General features: G+C 64.6%; 22 protein-coding genes and 1 pseudogene. 8 read left to right on the top strand and 15 right to left on the bottom strand.

What is annotated here, in order from left to right:
• Nucleotides 1–43: 43 nt before the first annotated feature.
• From FA89_RS20210 to FA89_RS12135, 3 genes are all read right to left on the bottom strand, one after another.
• Entirely contained in the window at nt 44–484 is a 441-nt protein-coding gene (locus FA89_RS20210) for a hypothetical protein (RefSeq protein WP_185754332.1), read from the bottom strand.
• An 85-nt stretch (nt 485–569) separates the two neighbouring features.
• Complete coding sequence (locus FA89_RS12140; protein WP_036144222.1) at nt 570–794, bottom strand: RNA-binding S4 domain-containing protein; 225 nt, start codon at nt 792–794, stop codon at nt 570–572.
• A gap of 47 nt (nt 795–841) precedes the next feature.
• Complete coding sequence (locus FA89_RS12135; RefSeq protein ID WP_036140827.1) at nt 842–1,954, bottom strand: S-(hydroxymethyl)glutathione dehydrogenase/class III alcohol dehydrogenase; 1,113 nt, start codon at nt 1,952–1,954, stop codon at nt 842–844.
• Nucleotides 1,955–2,085: 131 nt separating this feature from the next.
• Here FA89_RS12135 and FA89_RS12130 point away from each other — a divergent pair, with 131 nt between their 5' ends.
• From FA89_RS12130 to FA89_RS12120, 4 genes are all read left to right on the top strand, one after another.
• Nucleotides 2,086–2,982 (top strand): LysR family transcriptional regulator, encoded by an 897-nt coding sequence (locus FA89_RS12130; protein ID WP_036140826.1) that lies wholly within the window; start codon nt 2,086–2,088, stop codon nt 2,980–2,982.
• A 389-nt stretch (nt 2,983–3,371) separates the two neighbouring features.
• A complete protein-coding gene (locus tag FA89_RS20205) occupies nt 3,372–3,533 on the top strand; it encodes a hypothetical protein (protein ID WP_185754331.1) in 162 nt (53 codons plus the stop codon).
• 615 nt (nt 3,534–4,148) lie between these two features.
• Nucleotides 4,149–4,754 (top strand): flavodoxin family protein, encoded by a 606-nt coding sequence (locus tag FA89_RS12125; RefSeq protein WP_036140825.1) that lies wholly within the window; start codon nt 4,149–4,151, stop codon nt 4,752–4,754.
• Between the two features lie 104 nt (nt 4,755–4,858).
• Complete coding sequence (locus FA89_RS12120) at nt 4,859–5,041, top strand: CsbD family protein (protein ID WP_036140824.1); 183 nt, start codon at nt 4,859–4,861, stop codon at nt 5,039–5,041.
• Nucleotides 5,042–5,099: 58 nt separating this feature from the next.
• Here FA89_RS12120 and FA89_RS20805 read toward each other — a convergent pair whose 3' ends face one another.
• A complete protein-coding gene (locus tag FA89_RS20805; RefSeq protein ID WP_255349640.1) occupies nt 5,100–5,225 on the bottom strand; it encodes a hypothetical protein in 126 nt (41 codons plus the stop codon).
• 176 nt (nt 5,226–5,401) lie between these two features.
• Here FA89_RS20805 and FA89_RS20200 point away from each other — a divergent pair, with 176 nt between their 5' ends.
• Nucleotides 5,402–5,551, top strand: coding sequence for a hypothetical protein (locus tag FA89_RS20200; protein WP_185754330.1), 150 nt, complete (start codon nt 5,402–5,404; stop codon nt 5,549–5,551).
• On the opposite strand, the gene FA89_RS20195 is transcribed toward FA89_RS20200, so the two are convergent.
• Nucleotides 5,548–5,724, bottom strand: coding sequence for a hypothetical protein (locus tag FA89_RS20195; protein ID WP_185754329.1), 177 nt, complete (start codon nt 5,722–5,724; stop codon nt 5,548–5,550). The genes FA89_RS20200 and FA89_RS20195 overlap by 4 nt on opposite strands.
• A gap of 210 nt (nt 5,725–5,934) precedes the next feature.
• On the opposite strand from FA89_RS20195, the gene FA89_RS12115 reads away from it, so the two are divergent.
• Complete coding sequence (locus FA89_RS12115; protein ID WP_036140823.1) at nt 5,935–6,648, top strand: Crp/Fnr family transcriptional regulator; 714 nt, start codon at nt 5,935–5,937, stop codon at nt 6,646–6,648.
• On the opposite strand, the gene FA89_RS12110 is transcribed toward FA89_RS12115, so the two are convergent.
• From FA89_RS12110 to FA89_RS12095, 4 genes and pseudogenes are all read right to left on the bottom strand, one after another.
• Nucleotides 6,645–6,926, bottom strand: coding sequence for a DUF3820 family protein (locus FA89_RS12110; RefSeq protein ID WP_051938721.1), 282 nt, complete (start codon nt 6,924–6,926; stop codon nt 6,645–6,647). The two genes, FA89_RS12115 and FA89_RS12110, sit on opposite strands and share 4 nt — an antisense overlap.
• Nucleotides 6,919–7,155, bottom strand: a complete 237-nt coding sequence (locus FA89_RS12105; RefSeq protein ID WP_036140822.1) for a hypothetical protein — start codon at nt 7,153–7,155, stop codon at nt 6,919–6,921. Before FA89_RS12105 ends, FA89_RS12110 begins: the two co-directional genes overlap by 8 nt.
• Before the next feature lie 68 nt (nt 7,156–7,223).
• Complete coding sequence (locus FA89_RS12100; protein ID WP_036140821.1) at nt 7,224–7,469, bottom strand: DUF2188 domain-containing protein; 246 nt, start codon at nt 7,467–7,469, stop codon at nt 7,224–7,226.
• A gap of 151 nt (nt 7,470–7,620) precedes the next feature.
• A pseudogene (locus FA89_RS12095) lies at nt 7,621–8,349 on the bottom strand (NADPH-dependent F420 reductase); the annotation flags it as partial.
• A 114-nt stretch (nt 8,350–8,463) separates the two neighbouring features.
• On the opposite strand from FA89_RS12095, the gene FA89_RS12090 reads away from it, so the two are divergent.
• Nucleotides 8,464–9,486: a TraB/GumN family protein gene (locus FA89_RS12090; protein WP_036140819.1), complete on the top strand. Its 1,023-nt coding sequence runs from the start codon at nt 8,464–8,466 to the stop codon at nt 9,484–9,486.
• On the opposite strand, the gene FA89_RS12085 is transcribed toward FA89_RS12090, so the two are convergent.
• The 4 genes from FA89_RS12085 to FA89_RS12070 all read right to left on the bottom strand — a co-directional run bounded on the left by FA89_RS12085 (nt 9,453) and on the right by FA89_RS12070 (nt 11,940).
• Entirely contained in the window at nt 9,453–10,475 is a 1,023-nt protein-coding gene (locus FA89_RS12085; protein WP_036140818.1) for a DUF4105 domain-containing protein, read from the bottom strand. The genes FA89_RS12090 and FA89_RS12085 overlap by 34 nt on opposite strands.
• A gap of 32 nt (nt 10,476–10,507) precedes the next feature.
• Complete coding sequence (locus FA89_RS12080; RefSeq protein WP_036140817.1) at nt 10,508–10,921, bottom strand: PAS domain S-box protein; 414 nt, start codon at nt 10,919–10,921, stop codon at nt 10,508–10,510.
• 1 nt (nt 10,922) lies between these two features.
• Entirely contained in the window at nt 10,923–11,294 is a 372-nt protein-coding gene (locus tag FA89_RS12075) for a response regulator (protein WP_036140816.1), read from the bottom strand.
• Nucleotides 11,295–11,409: 115 nt separating this feature from the next.
• Nucleotides 11,410–11,940, bottom strand: coding sequence for a tetratricopeptide repeat protein (locus FA89_RS12070; RefSeq protein ID WP_185754328.1), 531 nt, complete (start codon nt 11,938–11,940; stop codon nt 11,410–11,412).
• A 125-nt stretch (nt 11,941–12,065) separates the two neighbouring features.
• Here FA89_RS12070 and FA89_RS12065 point away from each other — a divergent pair, with 125 nt between their 5' ends.
• The gene (locus FA89_RS12065) at nt 12,066–13,046 is read left to right on the top strand and encodes an NAD(P)H-quinone oxidoreductase (protein ID WP_036140814.1); all 981 of its coding nucleotides are present in this window, start codon (nt 12,066–12,068) and stop codon (nt 13,044–13,046) included.
• A 12-nt stretch (nt 13,047–13,058) separates the two neighbouring features.
• On the opposite strand, the gene FA89_RS12060 is transcribed toward FA89_RS12065, so the two are convergent.
• Complete coding sequence (locus tag FA89_RS12060; protein ID WP_036140813.1) at nt 13,059–13,517, bottom strand: hypothetical protein; 459 nt, start codon at nt 13,515–13,517, stop codon at nt 13,059–13,061.
• Between the two features lie 19 nt (nt 13,518–13,536).
• Nucleotides 13,537–15,600 carry a putative bifunctional diguanylate cyclase/phosphodiesterase gene (locus FA89_RS12055; protein ID WP_036140812.1) on the bottom strand — a complete coding sequence of 688 codons (2,064 nt, stop codon included), beginning with the start codon at nt 15,598–15,600 and terminating at the stop codon, nt 13,537–13,539.
• Nucleotides 15,601–15,609 lie beyond the last annotated feature (9 nt).

Here is a 15,609-nt window from a genome sequence, read left to right as displayed (position 1 = left end):
TCATGAATCGCACGACCTTGCCGTTACTTAACGCCGGCTAATTTTACCCTGAACGGTTAACCGGAATTTGCTGCTTCGCAAGAACACTGTTCAGCGGAAACGCGATAGCGTCTATCCCATCGACACACCCGGATATCCGGTAAGCGATGCTCATGCGCCGTGCATCGCGAAGTTCGACCAAGGCGCCACAAGTTCCAGGAGATTTCGTCATGCGCAACACGAAACTGATCGTCGCCATGCTGGCTGGTTGTATGGCTTTCGGCGGCGCCGCCATGGCCCAGGATGCTTCGCAGTCGGCGTCCCCCACGCCGTCTTCCAGCGCGGGCTCGCAGACCCAGACCACCAGCGACGCCATGAAGAGCACTGGCACCTCCGGTTCCAGCGCCGCCAATTCCAACGGTTCGATGAAATCCACCCACAAGAAGCATAAGAAGAGCACCTCGACCACCGGCACCGAACCGGCCAAGTCGTCCAGCTCCGGCATGTAATTCCGCATCTGCGGAACAACCGCCCAAAGAAAACCCGGCGCCGCGAGGCGCCGGGTTTTTTCATGCGGACGATGGGACGCGTCAGTCCACTTCGGGCAGGACGCTGATCTCGTCGCTACCGATGGTGACCACCTGGCCCGCGCGCACCTTGTAGGTCTTGCGCATTTCCGTCACGCCGTCCACGGCGACCAGGCCATCGGCCACCCGATGCTTGCCCTCGCCGCCACTGGCGACGATGCCGGTCAGCTTGAGCAACAGGTTGAGTTCGACGTAGTCGCCTTCGAGGCGGAATTCATGAAACGGCATGACGGTGGTTTCGCTTAGGTAACGGTACGCCATTAGAACACGAGTATTCAGTAGAGGATGACCGAGCGAATAGCCTTGCCCTCGTGCATCAGATCGAACGCCCGATTGATCTCCTCCAGCCCCATCGTATAAGTGATCATCGGGTCGATCTTGATTTCGCCTCCCATGTATCGATCCACATAGCCCGGCAACTGGCTGCGCCCCTTCACGCCGCCGAACGCCGAGCCGCGCCATACGCGCCCGGTCACCAGCTGGAACGGACGGGTGCGGATCTCCTGGCCGGCACCCGCCACGCCGATGATGATGGACTCGCCCCAGCCCTTGTGGCAGCACTCCAGGGCAGCGCGCATCACGTCCACGCTGCCGATGCACTCGAATGAATAATCCACACCGCCATCGGTCAGGTCGACGATCACCTGCTGGATCGGGGTATCCGGGTAGTCGCGGGGATTGATGCAATCCGTAGCCCCCAGCATCTTCGCCATCTCGAACTTCGACGGATTGGTGTCGATCACCACGATGCGACTGGCCTTGGCCATGACCGCGCCCTGCACCACCGACAGGCCGATGCCGCCCATGCCGAACACGGCCACCGTCGAACCGGGCTCGACCTTGGCCGTGTTCAGCACGGCACCGATACCGGTGGTGATTCCGCAACCGAGCAGGCAGACCTTCTCCAGCGGTGCGTTCTTGTTGATCTTCGCCAGGGAGATTTCCGGCAGCACCGTGTATTCGCTGAAGGTGCTCGTGCCCATGTAGTGCAACAGCGGCTTGCCCGCCAGCGAGAAGCGTGACGTCCCGTCCGGCATGACGCCCTTACCCTGGGTCAGCCGGATCTTCTGGCACAGATTGGTCTTGCCCGACAGGCAGAACCGACACTCGCCGCACTCCGGGGTGTACAGCGGAATGACGTGATCGCCCGGCTTGAGCGACGTCACACCCTCACCAACCTCCTCGACGATGCCACCGCCCTCGTGACCCAGGATGACCGGGAAGGCCCCTTCGGGGTCGTCGCCCGAGAGCGTGTAGGCATCGGTATGGCACACGCCGGTCGCCACGATGCGGACCAGCACCTCGCCCGCCTTCGGACCCTGGACATCCACTTCTTCGATGGATAACGGCTTTCCTGCTTCCCAGGCAACAGCGGCGCGAGACTTCATGGCGGGCAATTCCTCTTACACTAAAGGCGGAACCGGCATGGCAGCCGGCGGTAGCGAGGATTTTAGCCATCCCCGGGCCTGTCGATTAGCCGCCCTGCAGGTGAAGCATTTTTACCGGGGAGCAAAGATCGATGCGTGCTTGGGACGGAATGGACGCCTTTGTCGAAGTGGTACGGCTAGGCAGCTTCTCCGCCGCCGCCCGCAGCCTGGGGCTGTCCACGGCCTTCGTCAGCCGCGCCGTAAGCGCGCTCGAGCAACGACTCGGCACCCAGTTGATGCACCGGACCACCCGCAAGCTCCGCCTCACCGACGCCGGGCGCCTTTACTACGAACACGCGCGACACCTGCTGGAGGGCTTCGATGCCGCCGACCAGGCTATCGTGGACTTCCAGGACGGATTGCGAGGCAACCTGCGCATCAGCCTGGCAACCACCTATGGCGAGCGCTACGTGGCGCCACTGGTCAATGCCTTTCTTGCCCTCCATCCCCAACTGGGCGTGGACATGGATTTCTCCAACCGTACCGTCGACCTCATCGAGGAGGGCTACGACCTGACGATACGCACTGGCCTCCTGCCGGACTCCAACCTGGTGGCCCGACGTCTGGGCGAGCGGCGGCTGTTCGTCGTCGCCTCGCCCGCCTATCTATCGAGGAATGCAGCGCCAGCGACACCCGACGACCTCGCCGGGCATACGCTCCTGCTGGGATCGGCCAGTCACTGGATCTTCGCCGAGCACGGCCAACCGCGGCAGCGACCTGTCCAGGGCCGCTATCGGGCCAGTTCAGGCCAGGCCTTGCTCGACGCAGCGCACCGCGGGCTCGGCATCGCTCAGTTGCCCGACTTCTACGTGGAGCAGGCATTGGTCGAAGGAAGCCTGGTCTCCCTGCTCGATCCATGGCGTTACGAGCACGGTGCGGTGTGGCTGGTGTACCCGCAGAGCCGCCACCTTTCCCCCAAGGTTCGCCAGCTTGCCGACTTCCTGGTGGAGCGGCTCCAGACACCCCCGTGGCGCCGAACGATCGTTTGAGTTAAACTAGGGTTAACGGATACAGCTGAAACGGTGAACGAAAGCCCGCGGTAAGGGTCTCTGGAAAGCGCTCCGACACACCGTCCGACGATTTTCTTGAACCTTTTCCTCACAAGCCTGTCCAACCTTTCAATGCCCGGGACCCCTTGTAATGTCCCGAGCCGCCCATACAAAAGGCGTGTAGTAAACTCGTTAGTTCAGGAATTAAGCCCTATCGGGTGATGACGAAAGCCTAACGAACCGATTGTTCACCAAACGAAACGGACTAACCGCCCAGCGCGCCTTCTTCAAGGCCATGCACCGGCGTAAGGTCCCCACCACGTCAAAGACCGGCGACGTTGGTGCCAGAGCATTTCGCATCCGGTCACAGACGACTGGGAGACACGACCATGAACGAACTTCGCAACGAATACGGCATCACCACCTTCGAATACTCGACCGGCTTCCGTGCAGGCGACAGCAGCACCGGCCTCGATCTGTTCGGCGGTGAAATGGACGGTTACGACTGGCTGGGCGAGGTTGCCAGCCGACTCAGCGGTGACGCGGTCTAGGATCGCGTCATAGCCCGAAGCGCTTGCGCTCGGGTCATGGTTCCTGAAAAACGCATCGAGGCCCGTCATACGACGGGCCTCGATGCAGTAAAGACGACGCGAGGCCTGGTGGCCCGGTCGTGGCGGATAAACCGACGTCCGCCCCCTCAACCTTCCCCTTAGCCTCCGGCCCACCGGCGGCTTTCGCTTGCCTGGAAGCCTTCGGCCTGCCCGGGCACGCGGTAGAACGCCTCAGGGTTCAAGGAATCCGGATAGCCAACGCCTCGGGTGCCACAGGCGACGGGCCGCTGTCGTCTTCCGGTTGATCCGGGTGAGCAGGCCGTTCCTGCGGTTCCGTGCCCGGGCTACCGCCCGGTGTCTCGGGCCGCGGATCGGTCGGCGACTCTTCGGGAAGGACCGGTGAGCGACCGGGGGTTTCGGGCACGTAAGGACTTTGCATAGCGTCGGCAACCGTCAGCGTCATGGTGCATGCACGTTGCGCGACCCCGCGTGATATCGCTGTCACTTCGATGTCATCGGTGCAGGCCGTTACCGACGACATGCACATCCGAACGACATGTGCTGCACACCCCTTGTCCGAGGTTGGCGCTCCCCCTCGAACGAACGGAGCGTTGTATGGCACTCAAGGCCCTCGGACTGAACTGCACGCTTACGCGATCGCCCAAGCCGTCATCCAGCCAGAAATTGCTCGACCAGTTACTGGAAGGCCTGGAACGGCATGGCGTGGATGTCGACAGTGCGCGCGTGGTCGACCTGGACATCAAGCCCGGCGTCAGCCACGACGAAGGCGACGGTGACGCCTGGCCAGCGCTGCGCGAGCGCATCATGGCAGCGGACATCCTGGTCATGGTCACACCCATATGGATGGGCCAGCCCTCGAGCGTCAGCAAGCGTGTCGTGGAGCGCATGGACGCCATCCTGGGAGATATCGGAGACGATGGACGCTACCCGACGTTCGGCAAGGTCGGAATCGTCGGTGTGGTGGGCAACGAGGACGGCGCCCATCATGTCACCGCCGAGCTCTACCAGGCGCTGGCCGATGTCGGCTTCACGATCCCTGCGGGAAGTTCCGCTTACTGGGTGGGTGAAGCCATGTCGGATACCAACTACATCGACTTGAAGAAGACACCGGCGAAAGTTTTGCAGACCATTGCAACGCTGACGACCAACGCTGCACATCTGGCCAAGCTGCTCAAGGCGTCCGGCTATCCGGCACCCTGAATACCATCAACCGGTGCCCACGCTTGCTTCACGCGGCGCTCATGGCGTCGAGGCGTAAACAGGGGACGCTGCGAATGACGCAGAGCCTGCAGAGGAACACCACCATGGACAAGAATCGCACCGAAGGCACCAAGCACGAAGTCAAGGGCGCCGTGAAGGAAGTGGTCGGCAAGGTCACCGGCAATCACGCGAAGGAAGCCGCCGGCAACATCGAGAAGAACGCCGGCAAGGCGCAGAAGGAAGTAGGCAAGGCCGCCGACAAGGTGCGCGACGCCGGCAAGCACTGAGTGCTTTGCACGAGGGACCCCAAGGGGTCCCTCGCTTTACGGGTACGCCCAACTACCCTCAGGTACAACCCCTGACCAGGAAGATCAGCAGCAGAACGGGAATGGGCACGCCCAGCACCCACAACAGGATGTACCCGATGCCGCCTTTCTGTTTGTCAGCCACCGCAATCTTTCCCTCGTCCATCGGACGTCCCTCCTCGTTGTTAACCGGAAGGCAGCGTCCATGGACAAGCGTGCATCCTGTGTGACGCGCACGACATGAGCCGTTTCGCAATAACGAAAGGCATGCACGCCATCGACGTGCCGGCGGTAACGCTGGACACTTGATCGGCACGACGCCGTGATCGGGAAATCGTACGCATGAACCGCACACGCTATTACGCACTCATCGCGCTGATTGTCGCGATGGTGGCCATCGTGGTCGTGGGAGCCATCCACAAGGGTGGTCCGGCCGGCGACACCCCGGACGACGGTGCGCGTGCGCCGGCAAGTCACGCCGCCGAGCGCTAGGCCGTCTGTTCTTCCACTGACTGGGCCGCGTCGTGGACGGCGGCGGCGCGCTGCATGGCCACCAGGAATTCGGTGCCGTAACGCATGACGAACGGCGCCACGGTGCCGGGCACGAAGCCCTCGGGCAAGCTGACGGTCTCTGATTCGGGCAAAAGCGTGGATCGACGTGCCATGGCCTGTAAGGCCCCCCTTGTGGTTCCCCCAAGCGCTCTTTACTAAGGCAAATGCCAAACGGCGTCAAGCCTCCGCGATGCCATGGCCCCGTGCCATGACATGACCTCCCTTGCGGCAAATCGGCGCAAGCACCTGATCGGCTCCATGACTGTGCACCCGGCGGCGTAAAATGAAGATGCACGCCCTTCCGGCGTGCATGGAGGTCTACCGTGCCGCACCGTCTCGCCGCCGACAAGCGCCCCGCTCCCGCGCGTCGCACGTCGGCGTGCTGCAATGCCGCCTGTCGCCATGCCGAAGCGTGCGAAGCCACACGAGGTGGCGACCCTGCCCTCCTCGACATGCGCGATGTCGTCGAACGGGTGGGCCCCTTCTCGGATGGCGATCGCCTCGTGCAACCGGATGCCCCTCACCGAGCGGCCTTCGCCGTTCTCAACGGCATGGCCAAGACCGTCGGCGACGGCCGCGTGCTGGCGTTTCACCTGCCCGGCGAACTGTTCGCCCTGGAGGTCGCACGGAACGGAACGCACGGGCGTTCCGTCATGGCCGTGGGCAAGACATGGTTTTGCCGGTTTCCCCGCGAGGCCGTCGATGCGCTATGCGTGGAAAACGACGCGCTGACACGCCACCTCCGCATGCTGCGTCGGCGGGAACACACCGTCACCCGACATGCCGCGGAGGGCGTTGCCGCATCGAGGGTCCGCGACTTCCTCATCGACCTGCTGGACCGACGCCGCCGTTTCGACGAACACGCCCGCACGATCCCGTTGCCGATGTCGCGCGACGACATCGGCTCCTACCTGCGAATGAGTTCAGCCACGGTGACGCGCATGCTGGCGAAGCTGCGCGGCGACGGCATCATTGCCGTACATGCGGACGGTGTGGACATCATGGACGACATCGCGCTGCGGCATTCACCCGCTTAGGTCGGTCCACGCGTGTCCCGTCGCCGTGAGGGCTGCCTGAGCGGATCGAGCAGGCTACGCAAGCCGTTGTGGTCGAGTTCCAGCATGATGGACAGCAAACGCCCCAGTTCACCAGGAGGGAAGCCCTCACGCGCGAACCAAGCCAGATAGTGACCAGGCAGTTCCGCGACCGGCTTTCCCTTGAATTTACCGAACGGCATGATGGCCGTCGCGAGACGTTCCAGATCGGCGCGAAACGTATCGGACGGTTCCGTCGGCGGCTGCGCGGGATCAGTCATCGCCCGGATCGAAGCCCTCGCGCTCCTTCATGAGCTTGCGAGCGGCTGCAATGCCCAGGTTAAGGCCTTCCGCGCAGGCGTCTTCCTCGTTCTCGTGCAGTGTGGTACAGAGCTTTTCGGCAACCTCGTCGCCGTCTTCGCTGATGACGTATTTGCCGCGCCAGCGCCCCGGCTTAGCCACGTAACATGAGCCTTCCACGTCGAAGTAACCGATCTTGCGATGCGTCATAGGTGGGATGATCCTCGTTCCAGCGCACCATCCTAAGCATCGGGCATCAAAACGACGTGCACTGGTGGCTACAGCAGTCCGCTGACCGGGCGTTTGGCAGTGGATTCGAACTCGCGCCAGATGCCATCGGCACCTTCGACCGAAACGAGCGCCTGCAGACCGTTCTGTGCACCGAGCAGCTTGGACTGCTGTACGGCATAGGCGATGGCGGCGACCCGCGTGTCGAAATTTTCCGTGGGCACGCCATTCATCTGCACATGCCATAAGCCAGCAAGGTCCGGACTGAACGGGATGTCGTAAATGACCAGGGCCATGGAAAAATGCGTAACCTCGAAATTCCGTCGATGCGCTCGCGACGAGCGAGACAGTCCTGCCACGGAAGGGATGCGAAAGACTATCCGTTCGCACGTGTCGCCACAATGGAAGAAATGCCCAAAAAAACCTTCACATGAAAGTCACGGCACGTCAGCGCGGCGAGCCTTCATCACCGGGGCTGCGTGGGGTGGCGCGCCATTCGGGGAGGCGATCGTGGCCGGCATCGAGCAACCCCTGGCGCACACCTTCGATGTCACGGTTGGACCCGTAGACGGGCGTGCCGGGCTGCTGCTTCCAGGAGTCCGCCAGCGTGCCGGCATCCACGCCATCGAAGCCGATGTCGTCGACCAGCTTCAGCACCTTGGCCTTGGCGTTGGGGTCGTCGCCCGCCACAGGCAGGGCGATTCGGCGCTCGGCTGTCGATGGGACGCCCAGGTTGCCCAGGTGCTCGGCGTGGATATTGTTGAAGGCCTTGATCACCGGGCGCTTGAGTTGTTCGGCCACCCACTGGCTCTCGGTCAGGCCTTCCTCGATGCCGGCGATATGGCCATCGCGCTGCTGCGGATAGTAATTGCCGGTGTCGACCACCACCGTTTCCAATGGCACGTCGGCGAACAGGTCGCCCGGCAGGTCGGGAATGCGGGACTCCGGAATGGTAACGACGACCACCTCGCCCCCCCGTGCAGCCGCTTCCACCGTCACCGGCACCGCGCCGGTCTCCGCGGCAACGGCGGACAAGGTCTCCGGTCCGCGCGAGTTGGCGATGAGGACGTCGTGACCCGCCTCGCGAAAACGCCTGGCAAGCGCCCTGCCGATGTGGCCTGCGCCGATAATGCCGATCTTCATGTGCGGAACTCCGGTCCGGGAAAGTGATCCATGTTCACGATCCCATGTGAATGCCGGGCGAGCACCCGGTTAAGCGGTCACCCGGGCCAAGCGGCACTCCTCCCTTCAGCGTTCCTCCTTTAGCCTAACGCCATGACCCCGAACCGCATGCTCAGAGCCCTTGCCGCCCTCGGCCTCGTCCTGGCGGCAGCCCTCCCCGCTGCCGCGCAGACGCCACCGCCCGCCGTGCCACCGCCGGCCACGTCGGTGCCCCTGCTGGAGGCGGTCACGGTCAGCGGCGAGCAGCCGGGCCCGGGCTTGTGGCGGGCAAGCCGCGGCGGCCACACGCTGCTGATCCTCGGCACGCTCACCCCGCTGCCCAAGAACATGACCTGGCAGACGCGGGAGATCGACGAGGCACTGGCCCATACAGGGGCGCTCATCCTTCCGCCCAAGGTGGAGATCAAGCCCAATGCCGGGTTCTTCGGTCGCCTTGCGCTACTGCCCTCGCTGATCGGGGTGCGCAACTCGCCCGATGGCAAGACGCTGCAGGAGACCGTGCCAGCCGACGTCTACGCCCGCTGGCTCACGGTGAAGGCGAAGTACATCGGCGACGATCGCAAGGTGGAGCGCTACCGGCCCCTTTTCGCCGTGCTGGAGCTGTACAAGGCGGCCATACGCAGCAGTGGCCTGGCCCGCTCGGGCGGCGTCACGCGCACCGTCATGGACCTGGCGACACGCCACGGCGTAAAGCAGGTACCCGTCGAGTACACCCTGCTGGTCGACGATCCGCGCGCCGTCGTGAAGTCGTTCAAGCGTTCGAACCTCGACGACGTGGCGTGCTTCGCGCAGAGCATCGACAACATCGACGCGCAGCTGGCCGACATGGCCCGACGTGCCAATGCATGGGCGACGGGCGATATCGCCGCGCTGAAGGACGAGCGCACGGCACGGCAACGCATCACCTGCATGAACGCGGCGACCGACAGCGGCATAGCCCAGCAGATCGGCCTGACCGACATACCCAAGGCCGTGCGGGAGCGCTGGCTCGCCGCCGTGGATACCGCGGTGGCCGCCAACGACCAGACCCTCGCCATCGTGCCGCTGGACGACCTGCTGGGCGCCGACCGCTACCTGAGCGCGCTAAGCGCCAGGGGCTATAAGGTGTCGGCACCCGACGATGACGACTGAGCCGAAGGCACGCCGACGCGTATGGCCGACGAAAAGTCGTCTTTCGCGGTGGTGGCCCGGGCACGGTCTGTAATGCGCCCGAGGCGCCGCCAGGTCTCCACGCCCAGGCGTGGGTCGAGCGCACCGACGTCCATGAAGTACTCCGGCAGGTAACCCGTGAGCAGCAGGCGCGGGTCCAGCGGCAGGCCGCTGTCGATGCGCCGTGCCATGCGATAGACGATGGTGGTGCAGTTGGAAGTCACCGTGTTGTAGAAACGCGGCTCGTGCGTCATCCGGTTGGCGGCTTCCACGTAGGACACGAACAGCGAGCGCATGGCCTCGCGTGGCATGCGCAACGGGAACAGGTAGTCGTCCTCCCCGCGCACGTTGGTCCTGACGCGAACGATATCGCGCTCGTCGGCGGCAAGCAGGATCAATTCGAACTGCTTGAAGAACCCACCCACCTCGGAAAAGGCCTCGCCCCGCTCCCGCCGGATCTCGACCGAGAAGACCAGGTGGCGTCCGTCGTCGAAACCGAACGAAAGCATGGCGTGCGCGATGGCCTCGCCCGACCAGTAAGAGAGGATCGCGTCCACCCCGGCGAGGTGATCGAGATCGTACTGGCGGGTTTCCCAACGTGCGTCGTAGTCGTCATCCCCGCGCCAGTCGAAATGGCGAACGTTGTGCAGGGTGACGCGCGAGCCGTCGATGGTTCCCGACACCAGCCGACTCACGTCGTCCGCCCAGACGCGATCGTTCGACGGCCGCACGGTGGTCCACCACAGGCCCAATGCCGACAACGCGATCAGCATCGCCACCGGCGCCCACCAGGGGCGCCAGACGACCAGGGCGGCGCACAGGCCCAGCCACGCCACCGACCATGCGCCCGCGCCGACGATCCGCACGTAGGACGGCCCGGGCAGCTGGTAGCTCAATGCAAGCGTGCCCCATGTTCCCGAAACAAACAGCACAAGCCCCACCGCCGCGCCGACAAGGACACGGGCAAGCATGCGATATGTCCCGCCACGCGCGACACGGCTTCTCATCCGGGGCGCGGCTCGCCGATGGCGTCGTGGACCAGCACCGCCCCCACCTGGTCACCGTCCCGATCGCAGACCGGATACGACGTACCCTGCATGACCTGACGGCTGCCGTCGGGGCGTCGCACAACCCATCGGGCATGCCGAACCGTCTCGCCGTGTTGGACGGAACGGGTCAAGGGCAGGTCATCGGAGGGATAGGGACGCCCTTCCTCCGTGAACAGGCCATACATCCGGCTGTAGTCTTCGGGGATCACCGCCAGCCGCACCCATCCGTGCAACTGGGCGGCGCGATCGTTGACATGCACGATGGCGCCGGCGGCATCCACGACGATAACTCCGAAATCGGTGTCCTTCAGGCTGTGCCACGGCTGTCCACCGTACGTCCACGGCTCGTCGAAATCGATACGCGACATGTCACCCCCTGGTCGATGTCGCCTGGTCCAGTGCATTTTCCAGCTGGTGAAGACTATACGGTTTGCAGACGACGGGCGCGCGGTACGTTTCGGGAATATCCATGCTGAGCGTACCGGTGGCCAGCACGTAGGGAATGCCCCGCCGCTGCAGCTCGTCCAGTACCGGATAAGCCATGACCCCCTGCAGGTCGAGGTCGACCACCGCCACGTCGAAGTACTCCATCCGGGCGAGCCGGAGCGCATCCGTCAGGCAGGACGCGGACGCGACGATGTCGAATCCCAGCCGCTCCCTGAGCAGGTCCTTCAGCGCGGCAGCCAGGTCCTCATGATCTTCGAAAACGATCACGCGCCGCGCGACATGGATGCTGCTCATGGAACCCCCGGACCTGCGATGCTGTCTCCCCTTGCAGGCACGCTACACCGGTTGCCCACTGCCAGCCATACACCGAGTGGCAAGGGCGCGCCGTCCCTGCCGAACGAGCCGAACCTCATGGCGCGGACGCATCGTTCGCTGCTTCGACGATGAACGGTGGCGCGCCGCCATCGGCCTTGCCGTGGGAGCCGAGGTCGTCGCCGACCTTGGCCAGCCGCTGGGCGATACGTAGGCCGTCACCGCGCAACGGATCGCCGGGCTTGCCCGCTTGTGCGCTGTCGAGCATCGCCGCCTGTGCCTGCTTCAGGCGGACCACGCCCAGGTTGTAGAGGGCCCGTGCATCGCCTGGACTGATCTGGATCGCGCGGTCGTACGCCAGCACGGCGTCGTCCTGTCGCTGCAGCCGGAAACGTGCATTACCCAGGTGGAACCAGGCATCGGCGTCGTCCGGAGTATCACGCACGAGCGCTTCGTAGAGGTCGGCGGCACGCTGCATGTCGCCATGGGCATACGCCAGGTGGGCCTCGCGCTCGCGCTGCGCCACGTCCGCGCCCTGAGGCGATTCAGGCAAGGTCCCATGTGCGGCGCAACCCGCCAGCGCCATAAGGCCGGCAAGGAGCGAAACCCGCAGTGTCACGTTCGTCATGGGCATCCCATCTCCATCGGCTTTGCCGTGCAGCTTGTCCCCTGGCCTGCAGCGCGTCAATGCGGCACACCCGCGCACGCGTATCTTCACCCTCGCCTCGCGCGGGCGGCGCGATGCTCACTGGCATGAAAGCCATCATCTTCGACGACTTCGGCGCGGCCGACGTACTGCACCTGGGCGAGGTGGACGATCCCACCCCGCGCGACGACGACCTGCTGGTGCGCGTGTATGCGGCGGGCGTAAACCGGGCGGACATCATCCAGCGCACCGGCGGCTACAAGCGCGACAACTTCGGCGACTCCCCGGTCATGGGCCTGGAGATCGCTGGTGAGGTGATCGCCGTCGGGCGCAACGTGCACGGTCATGCCTTGGGCGATCGCGTCATGGGCATCGTCGGCGGCGGCGCCTACGCCCCGCTGGCGCGCATCGACCATCGCATGGCCATGGCGATTCCGGACGGCATGGACTATGCCGACGCCGCGGCGATTCCCGAGGCCTTCGTCACCGCCCACGAGGCGGCCTTCCACCTGGGTCGCCTGGAATCGATGGACGCCATCCTGGTGCATGCCGGCGCCAGTGGCGTCGGTTCGGCCGCCATCCAGTTGGCCCACGCCGCCGGGGCACGCGTGTTCGCGACCGCCAGCGAGGGCAAGCTGGACCGCGTCCGCGGGTTCGGTGCGGATGTCGCCATCGACTACCGTGGCAGCGACTTCGCCGAGGCGATCGCACGCGAAACGGACAAGCGCGGCGTGGACGTGATCGTCGACTTCATCGGTGCCTCCTACTTCGACCGCAACCTGGCCTCGCTCAACCATGGCGGACGCCTGGTCGAGGTGGGCCTGCTGGGCGGCAGTGCGAAGGCCGGCCTGCCCCTGGACCAGTTGCTGTACCGGCACCTGCAGATCATCGGCACGGTGATGAAATCCCGTCCCGCGGCGGTCAAGCAGGCTATGACACGGCGGTTTCGCGAGCGCTGGCTGCATCGTTTCAACGACGGCACGCTGCGCCCGGTGGTCGATAGCCGCTTTCCGCTCGCGGAGGCCGCGGCGGCCCACGCCCACATGGAATCGGGCAAGAGCGTGGGCAAGATCGTCCTCACGATGTGAGGACGATCGCTGTCAGGCCTTGAAGAAGGCGTCAGGTGTTTCCACCGCCAGCGGCTCGTGCAACTCGAGCGTGCGACCCGCGTCGGCATAGGGCGCATACGGGACGTAGATCAAGCGCGCGATGCCCGGCGCTTCGATATGCACGCGTATACCGCTCCTGACAGGTGCGTTCAGTTCGGCCGGAATGGTCACGGGCGCAAGGAGGGCAGCCGCGGCGACGCCGCCGTCGGCACAGGCACGTGTAAGCGCCTCCGCCGTCGACCAGTACACATCCAGGACGGGCGACTGCTCCACGTCAGGCGCAACCTCCCCTTGCACGGCCGAAAATTCGCCGTGCACGGCCGAAAACTTGCCATCCGTCGAAATGACCATGCCGAACGGGTAGAAGTCGCCGTCTTCTTCCAGCCTGCCCTTGGCGAACGAGACAGTGAACTCGAAGAGTCGGTCGATCGGATCGGCAGTCTGGTTCATGGCGGTTCCGGTGGGTGCGTCAGCGCGCATCGTAATGCACCGGCATCGACAACGCGACCTGCGCGGGAGGCACCGGCCTGCCCAGCAGGTATCCCTGCAGTACATTGCAGCCCAACCGCGTAAGCAAGGCCTGCTGCTCGGCGGTTTCCACGCCTTCGGCGACGATCTTCAGACCTAGGGTCTTGCCCAGGGCGATGATGGCCGAGACGATCGCCTCGTCGTCGTTGCCTTGCGTCAACTCGGCGATGAAGCCCCGGTCGATCTTCAGTTCGTTCGCCGGCAGCTGCTTGAGGTAGAGCAGGCTGGAATAGCCGGTGCCGAAGTCGTCGATGGAAATACCGATGCCCAGCGCCGCCACCTGGTTGAGGATGGCCAAGCTGGTGGCCGCGTCACGCATGGCGGTTGATTCGGTCACTTCCAGCACGAGGTGCCGCGGCTCGAGCTGGTGGCGATGCAGCGTGTCGCGCAGCACGTCGAGCAGGCCGGCATGAGTCAGCTGCACCGTGGACAGGTTGACCGCCACGGTCCAGTCCGTGTGCCCCTGCGCCTGCCATACGCGCATCTGCCGGCAGGCTTCGTCGATCACCCAGTTGCCGATGGGCACGATCAGCCCCGTGCGTTCGGCAAGCGGCAGGAATTCGTCGGGCGCGATGATCCCCCGCCCGGGCGGTTGCCAGCGCAGCAGGGCCTCCACGCCGATCATGGGCCCCGCGGGAGACACTACCTTGGGCTGGTAGTGCAACAGGAATTCGCCGTTATCGACGGCCCGCCGCAGGTCATGCTGCAGCTGCAGCTGCTGGTGCACGTTGGCATTCATCGCTTTTTCGAAGAAGCAGTAGCCATTACGCCCCTGCTCCTTCGCGTGGTACATCGCCGCATCGGCATTGACCATCAGCTCATGCGTGGTTCGCCCGTTCTCGGGATAGATGGCGATGCCGATGCTGGCGGCGACATGGATGGCGTGGTCGGCGATCACGTACACCGCCGCCAGCTGGTCGACCAGGCGCTGCGACAGTTCCGCGGCGTCTTCCGGGCCACGGATGTCGAGCACCAGCACGAACTCGTCGCCACCCAGCCGTGCCACCGTGTCCTGTCCGCGCCCCAGCTTCAGGATACGAGCCGCTACTTCCTTGAGCAGCAGGTCGCCGACGTGATGTCCGTAGACGTCGTTCACGGCCTTGAAACCATCCAGATCAACGAAAAGAACGGCCAGCTGGCGCCGGTCGCGTTCCGCCATGTCGATGGCGTGTTCCATGCGATCGCCCAGCAACACGCGATTGGGCAAGCGCGTCAGGTTGTCGTGCAGCGCGAGCTGCACGAGTTCGCTGTTCGCCCGGTCCAGCGACATGGCCAGCGCGTCCGCGCGAACGTCCAGCATGGACACGATGAGCGTGATGGCGAACACGGCAAGGCTGACGACGATGACGACGAACGCAAGCCATTTCGCATCGATACCGGTATAGGCGGCACCGCACCAGCTGTCCGAGGGGAACGCGGAAGCGGCCATCCCGGTGTAATGCATGCCGACGATGGCGCAGCCCATGACCAGCGACGCGCCCAGACGCGCCAACACCACCCGCTCGCTATCGTGACGCAGGCGAAATGCGATCCACAAGGCGGCACCCGACGCCAGCACGGCGATCGCCACCGATGCCGCGAACAACCAGGGATCGTAGATCACCGCCGGCTGCATCTTCATCGCGGCCATGCCCGTGTAATGCATCGTGGCGATGCCCGCCCCCATCAGCAACGCGCCGCCACAGAGGCGCCGACGAGGCAACTGCTCCAGGCAGACCAGCCACAGAGCGAAGGCGGATGAGCCGACGGCGATCACCAGCGACAGCGCGGTGAGGCCCAGGTCGTAGCCCACGGCGATGGGCAACCGGAACGCCAGCATGCCGATGAAATGCATCGACCAGATGCCGAAGCCCATGGCCACGGCACCGCCGATCAGCCAAAGCAACGAGGCACGGCCTCGCGCACCCGCCACACGGCTGGCCATGATCAGCGCCGTGTAGGACGCAAGCACGGCGACAACGAGCGAGAACACGACGAGGATGCCGCTATAACTGCTTGCGAGCATGGAAAGGGG

The sequence above is a fragment of the Luteibacter sp. 9135 genome (assembly GCF_000745005.1).
In the GTDB taxonomy this organism is placed as follows: Bacteria; Pseudomonadota; Gammaproteobacteria; order Xanthomonadales; family Rhodanobacteraceae; genus Luteibacter.
This window is presented reverse-complemented; position numbering and strand designations above follow the sequence as displayed.

Coding starts and splice junctions, on each gene's coding strand:
- FA89_RS20210 (WP_185754332.1), bottom strand. CDS start 484: ATGCCGGAGCTGGACGACTTGGCCGGTTCGGTGCCGGTGGTCGAGGTG.
- FA89_RS12140 (WP_036144222.1), bottom strand. CDS start 794: ATGCCGTTTCATGAATTCCGCCTCGAAGGCGACTACGTCGAACTCAAC.
- FA89_RS12135 (WP_036140827.1), bottom strand. CDS start 1,954: ATGAAGTCTCGCGCCGCTGTTGCCTGGGAAGCAGGAAAGCCGTTATCC.
- FA89_RS12130 (WP_036140826.1), top strand. CDS start 2,086: ATGCGTGCTTGGGACGGAATGGACGCCTTTGTCGAAGTGGTACGGCTA.
- FA89_RS20205 (WP_185754331.1), top strand. CDS start 3,372: ATGAACGAACTTCGCAACGAATACGGCATCACCACCTTCGAATACTCG.
- FA89_RS12125 (WP_036140825.1), top strand. CDS start 4,149: ATGGCACTCAAGGCCCTCGGACTGAACTGCACGCTTACGCGATCGCCC.
- FA89_RS12120 (WP_036140824.1), top strand. CDS start 4,859: ATGGACAAGAATCGCACCGAAGGCACCAAGCACGAAGTCAAGGGCGCC.
- FA89_RS20805 (WP_255349640.1), bottom strand. CDS start 5,225: ATGGACGAGGGAAAGATTGCGGTGGCTGACAAACAGAAAGGCGGCATC.
- FA89_RS20200 (WP_185754330.1), top strand. CDS start 5,402: ATGAACCGCACACGCTATTACGCACTCATCGCGCTGATTGTCGCGATG.
- FA89_RS20195 (WP_185754329.1), bottom strand. CDS start 5,724: ATGGCACGTCGATCCACGCTTTTGCCCGAATCAGAGACCGTCAGCTTG.
- FA89_RS12110 (WP_051938721.1), bottom strand. CDS start 6,926: ATGACTGATCCCGCGCAGCCGCCGACGGAACCGTCCGATACGTTTCGC.
- FA89_RS12105 (WP_036140822.1), bottom strand. CDS start 7,155: ATGACGCATCGCAAGATCGGTTACTTCGACGTGGAAGGCTCATGTTAC.
- FA89_RS12100 (WP_036140821.1), bottom strand. CDS start 7,469: ATGGCCCTGGTCATTTACGACATCCCGTTCAGTCCGGACCTTGCTGGC.
- FA89_RS12090 (WP_036140819.1), top strand. CDS start 8,464: ATGCTCAGAGCCCTTGCCGCCCTCGGCCTCGTCCTGGCGGCAGCCCTC.
- FA89_RS12085 (WP_036140818.1), bottom strand. CDS start 10,475: ATGCTTGCCCGTGTCCTTGTCGGCGCGGCGGTGGGGCTTGTGCTGTTT.
- FA89_RS12080 (WP_036140817.1), bottom strand. CDS start 10,921: ATGTCGCGTATCGATTTCGACGAGCCGTGGACGTACGGTGGACAGCCG.
- FA89_RS12075 (WP_036140816.1), bottom strand. CDS start 11,294: ATGAGCAGCATCCATGTCGCGCGGCGCGTGATCGTTTTCGAAGATCAT.
- FA89_RS12070 (WP_185754328.1), bottom strand. CDS start 11,940: ATGACGAACGTGACACTGCGGGTTTCGCTCCTTGCCGGCCTTATGGCG.
- FA89_RS12065 (WP_036140814.1), top strand. CDS start 12,066: ATGAAAGCCATCATCTTCGACGACTTCGGCGCGGCCGACGTACTGCAC.
- FA89_RS12060 (WP_036140813.1), bottom strand. CDS start 13,517: ATGAACCAGACTGCCGATCCGATCGACCGACTCTTCGAGTTCACTGTC.
- FA89_RS12055 (WP_036140812.1), bottom strand. CDS start 15,600: ATGCTCGCAAGCAGTTATAGCGGCATCCTCGTCGTGTTCTCGCTCGTT.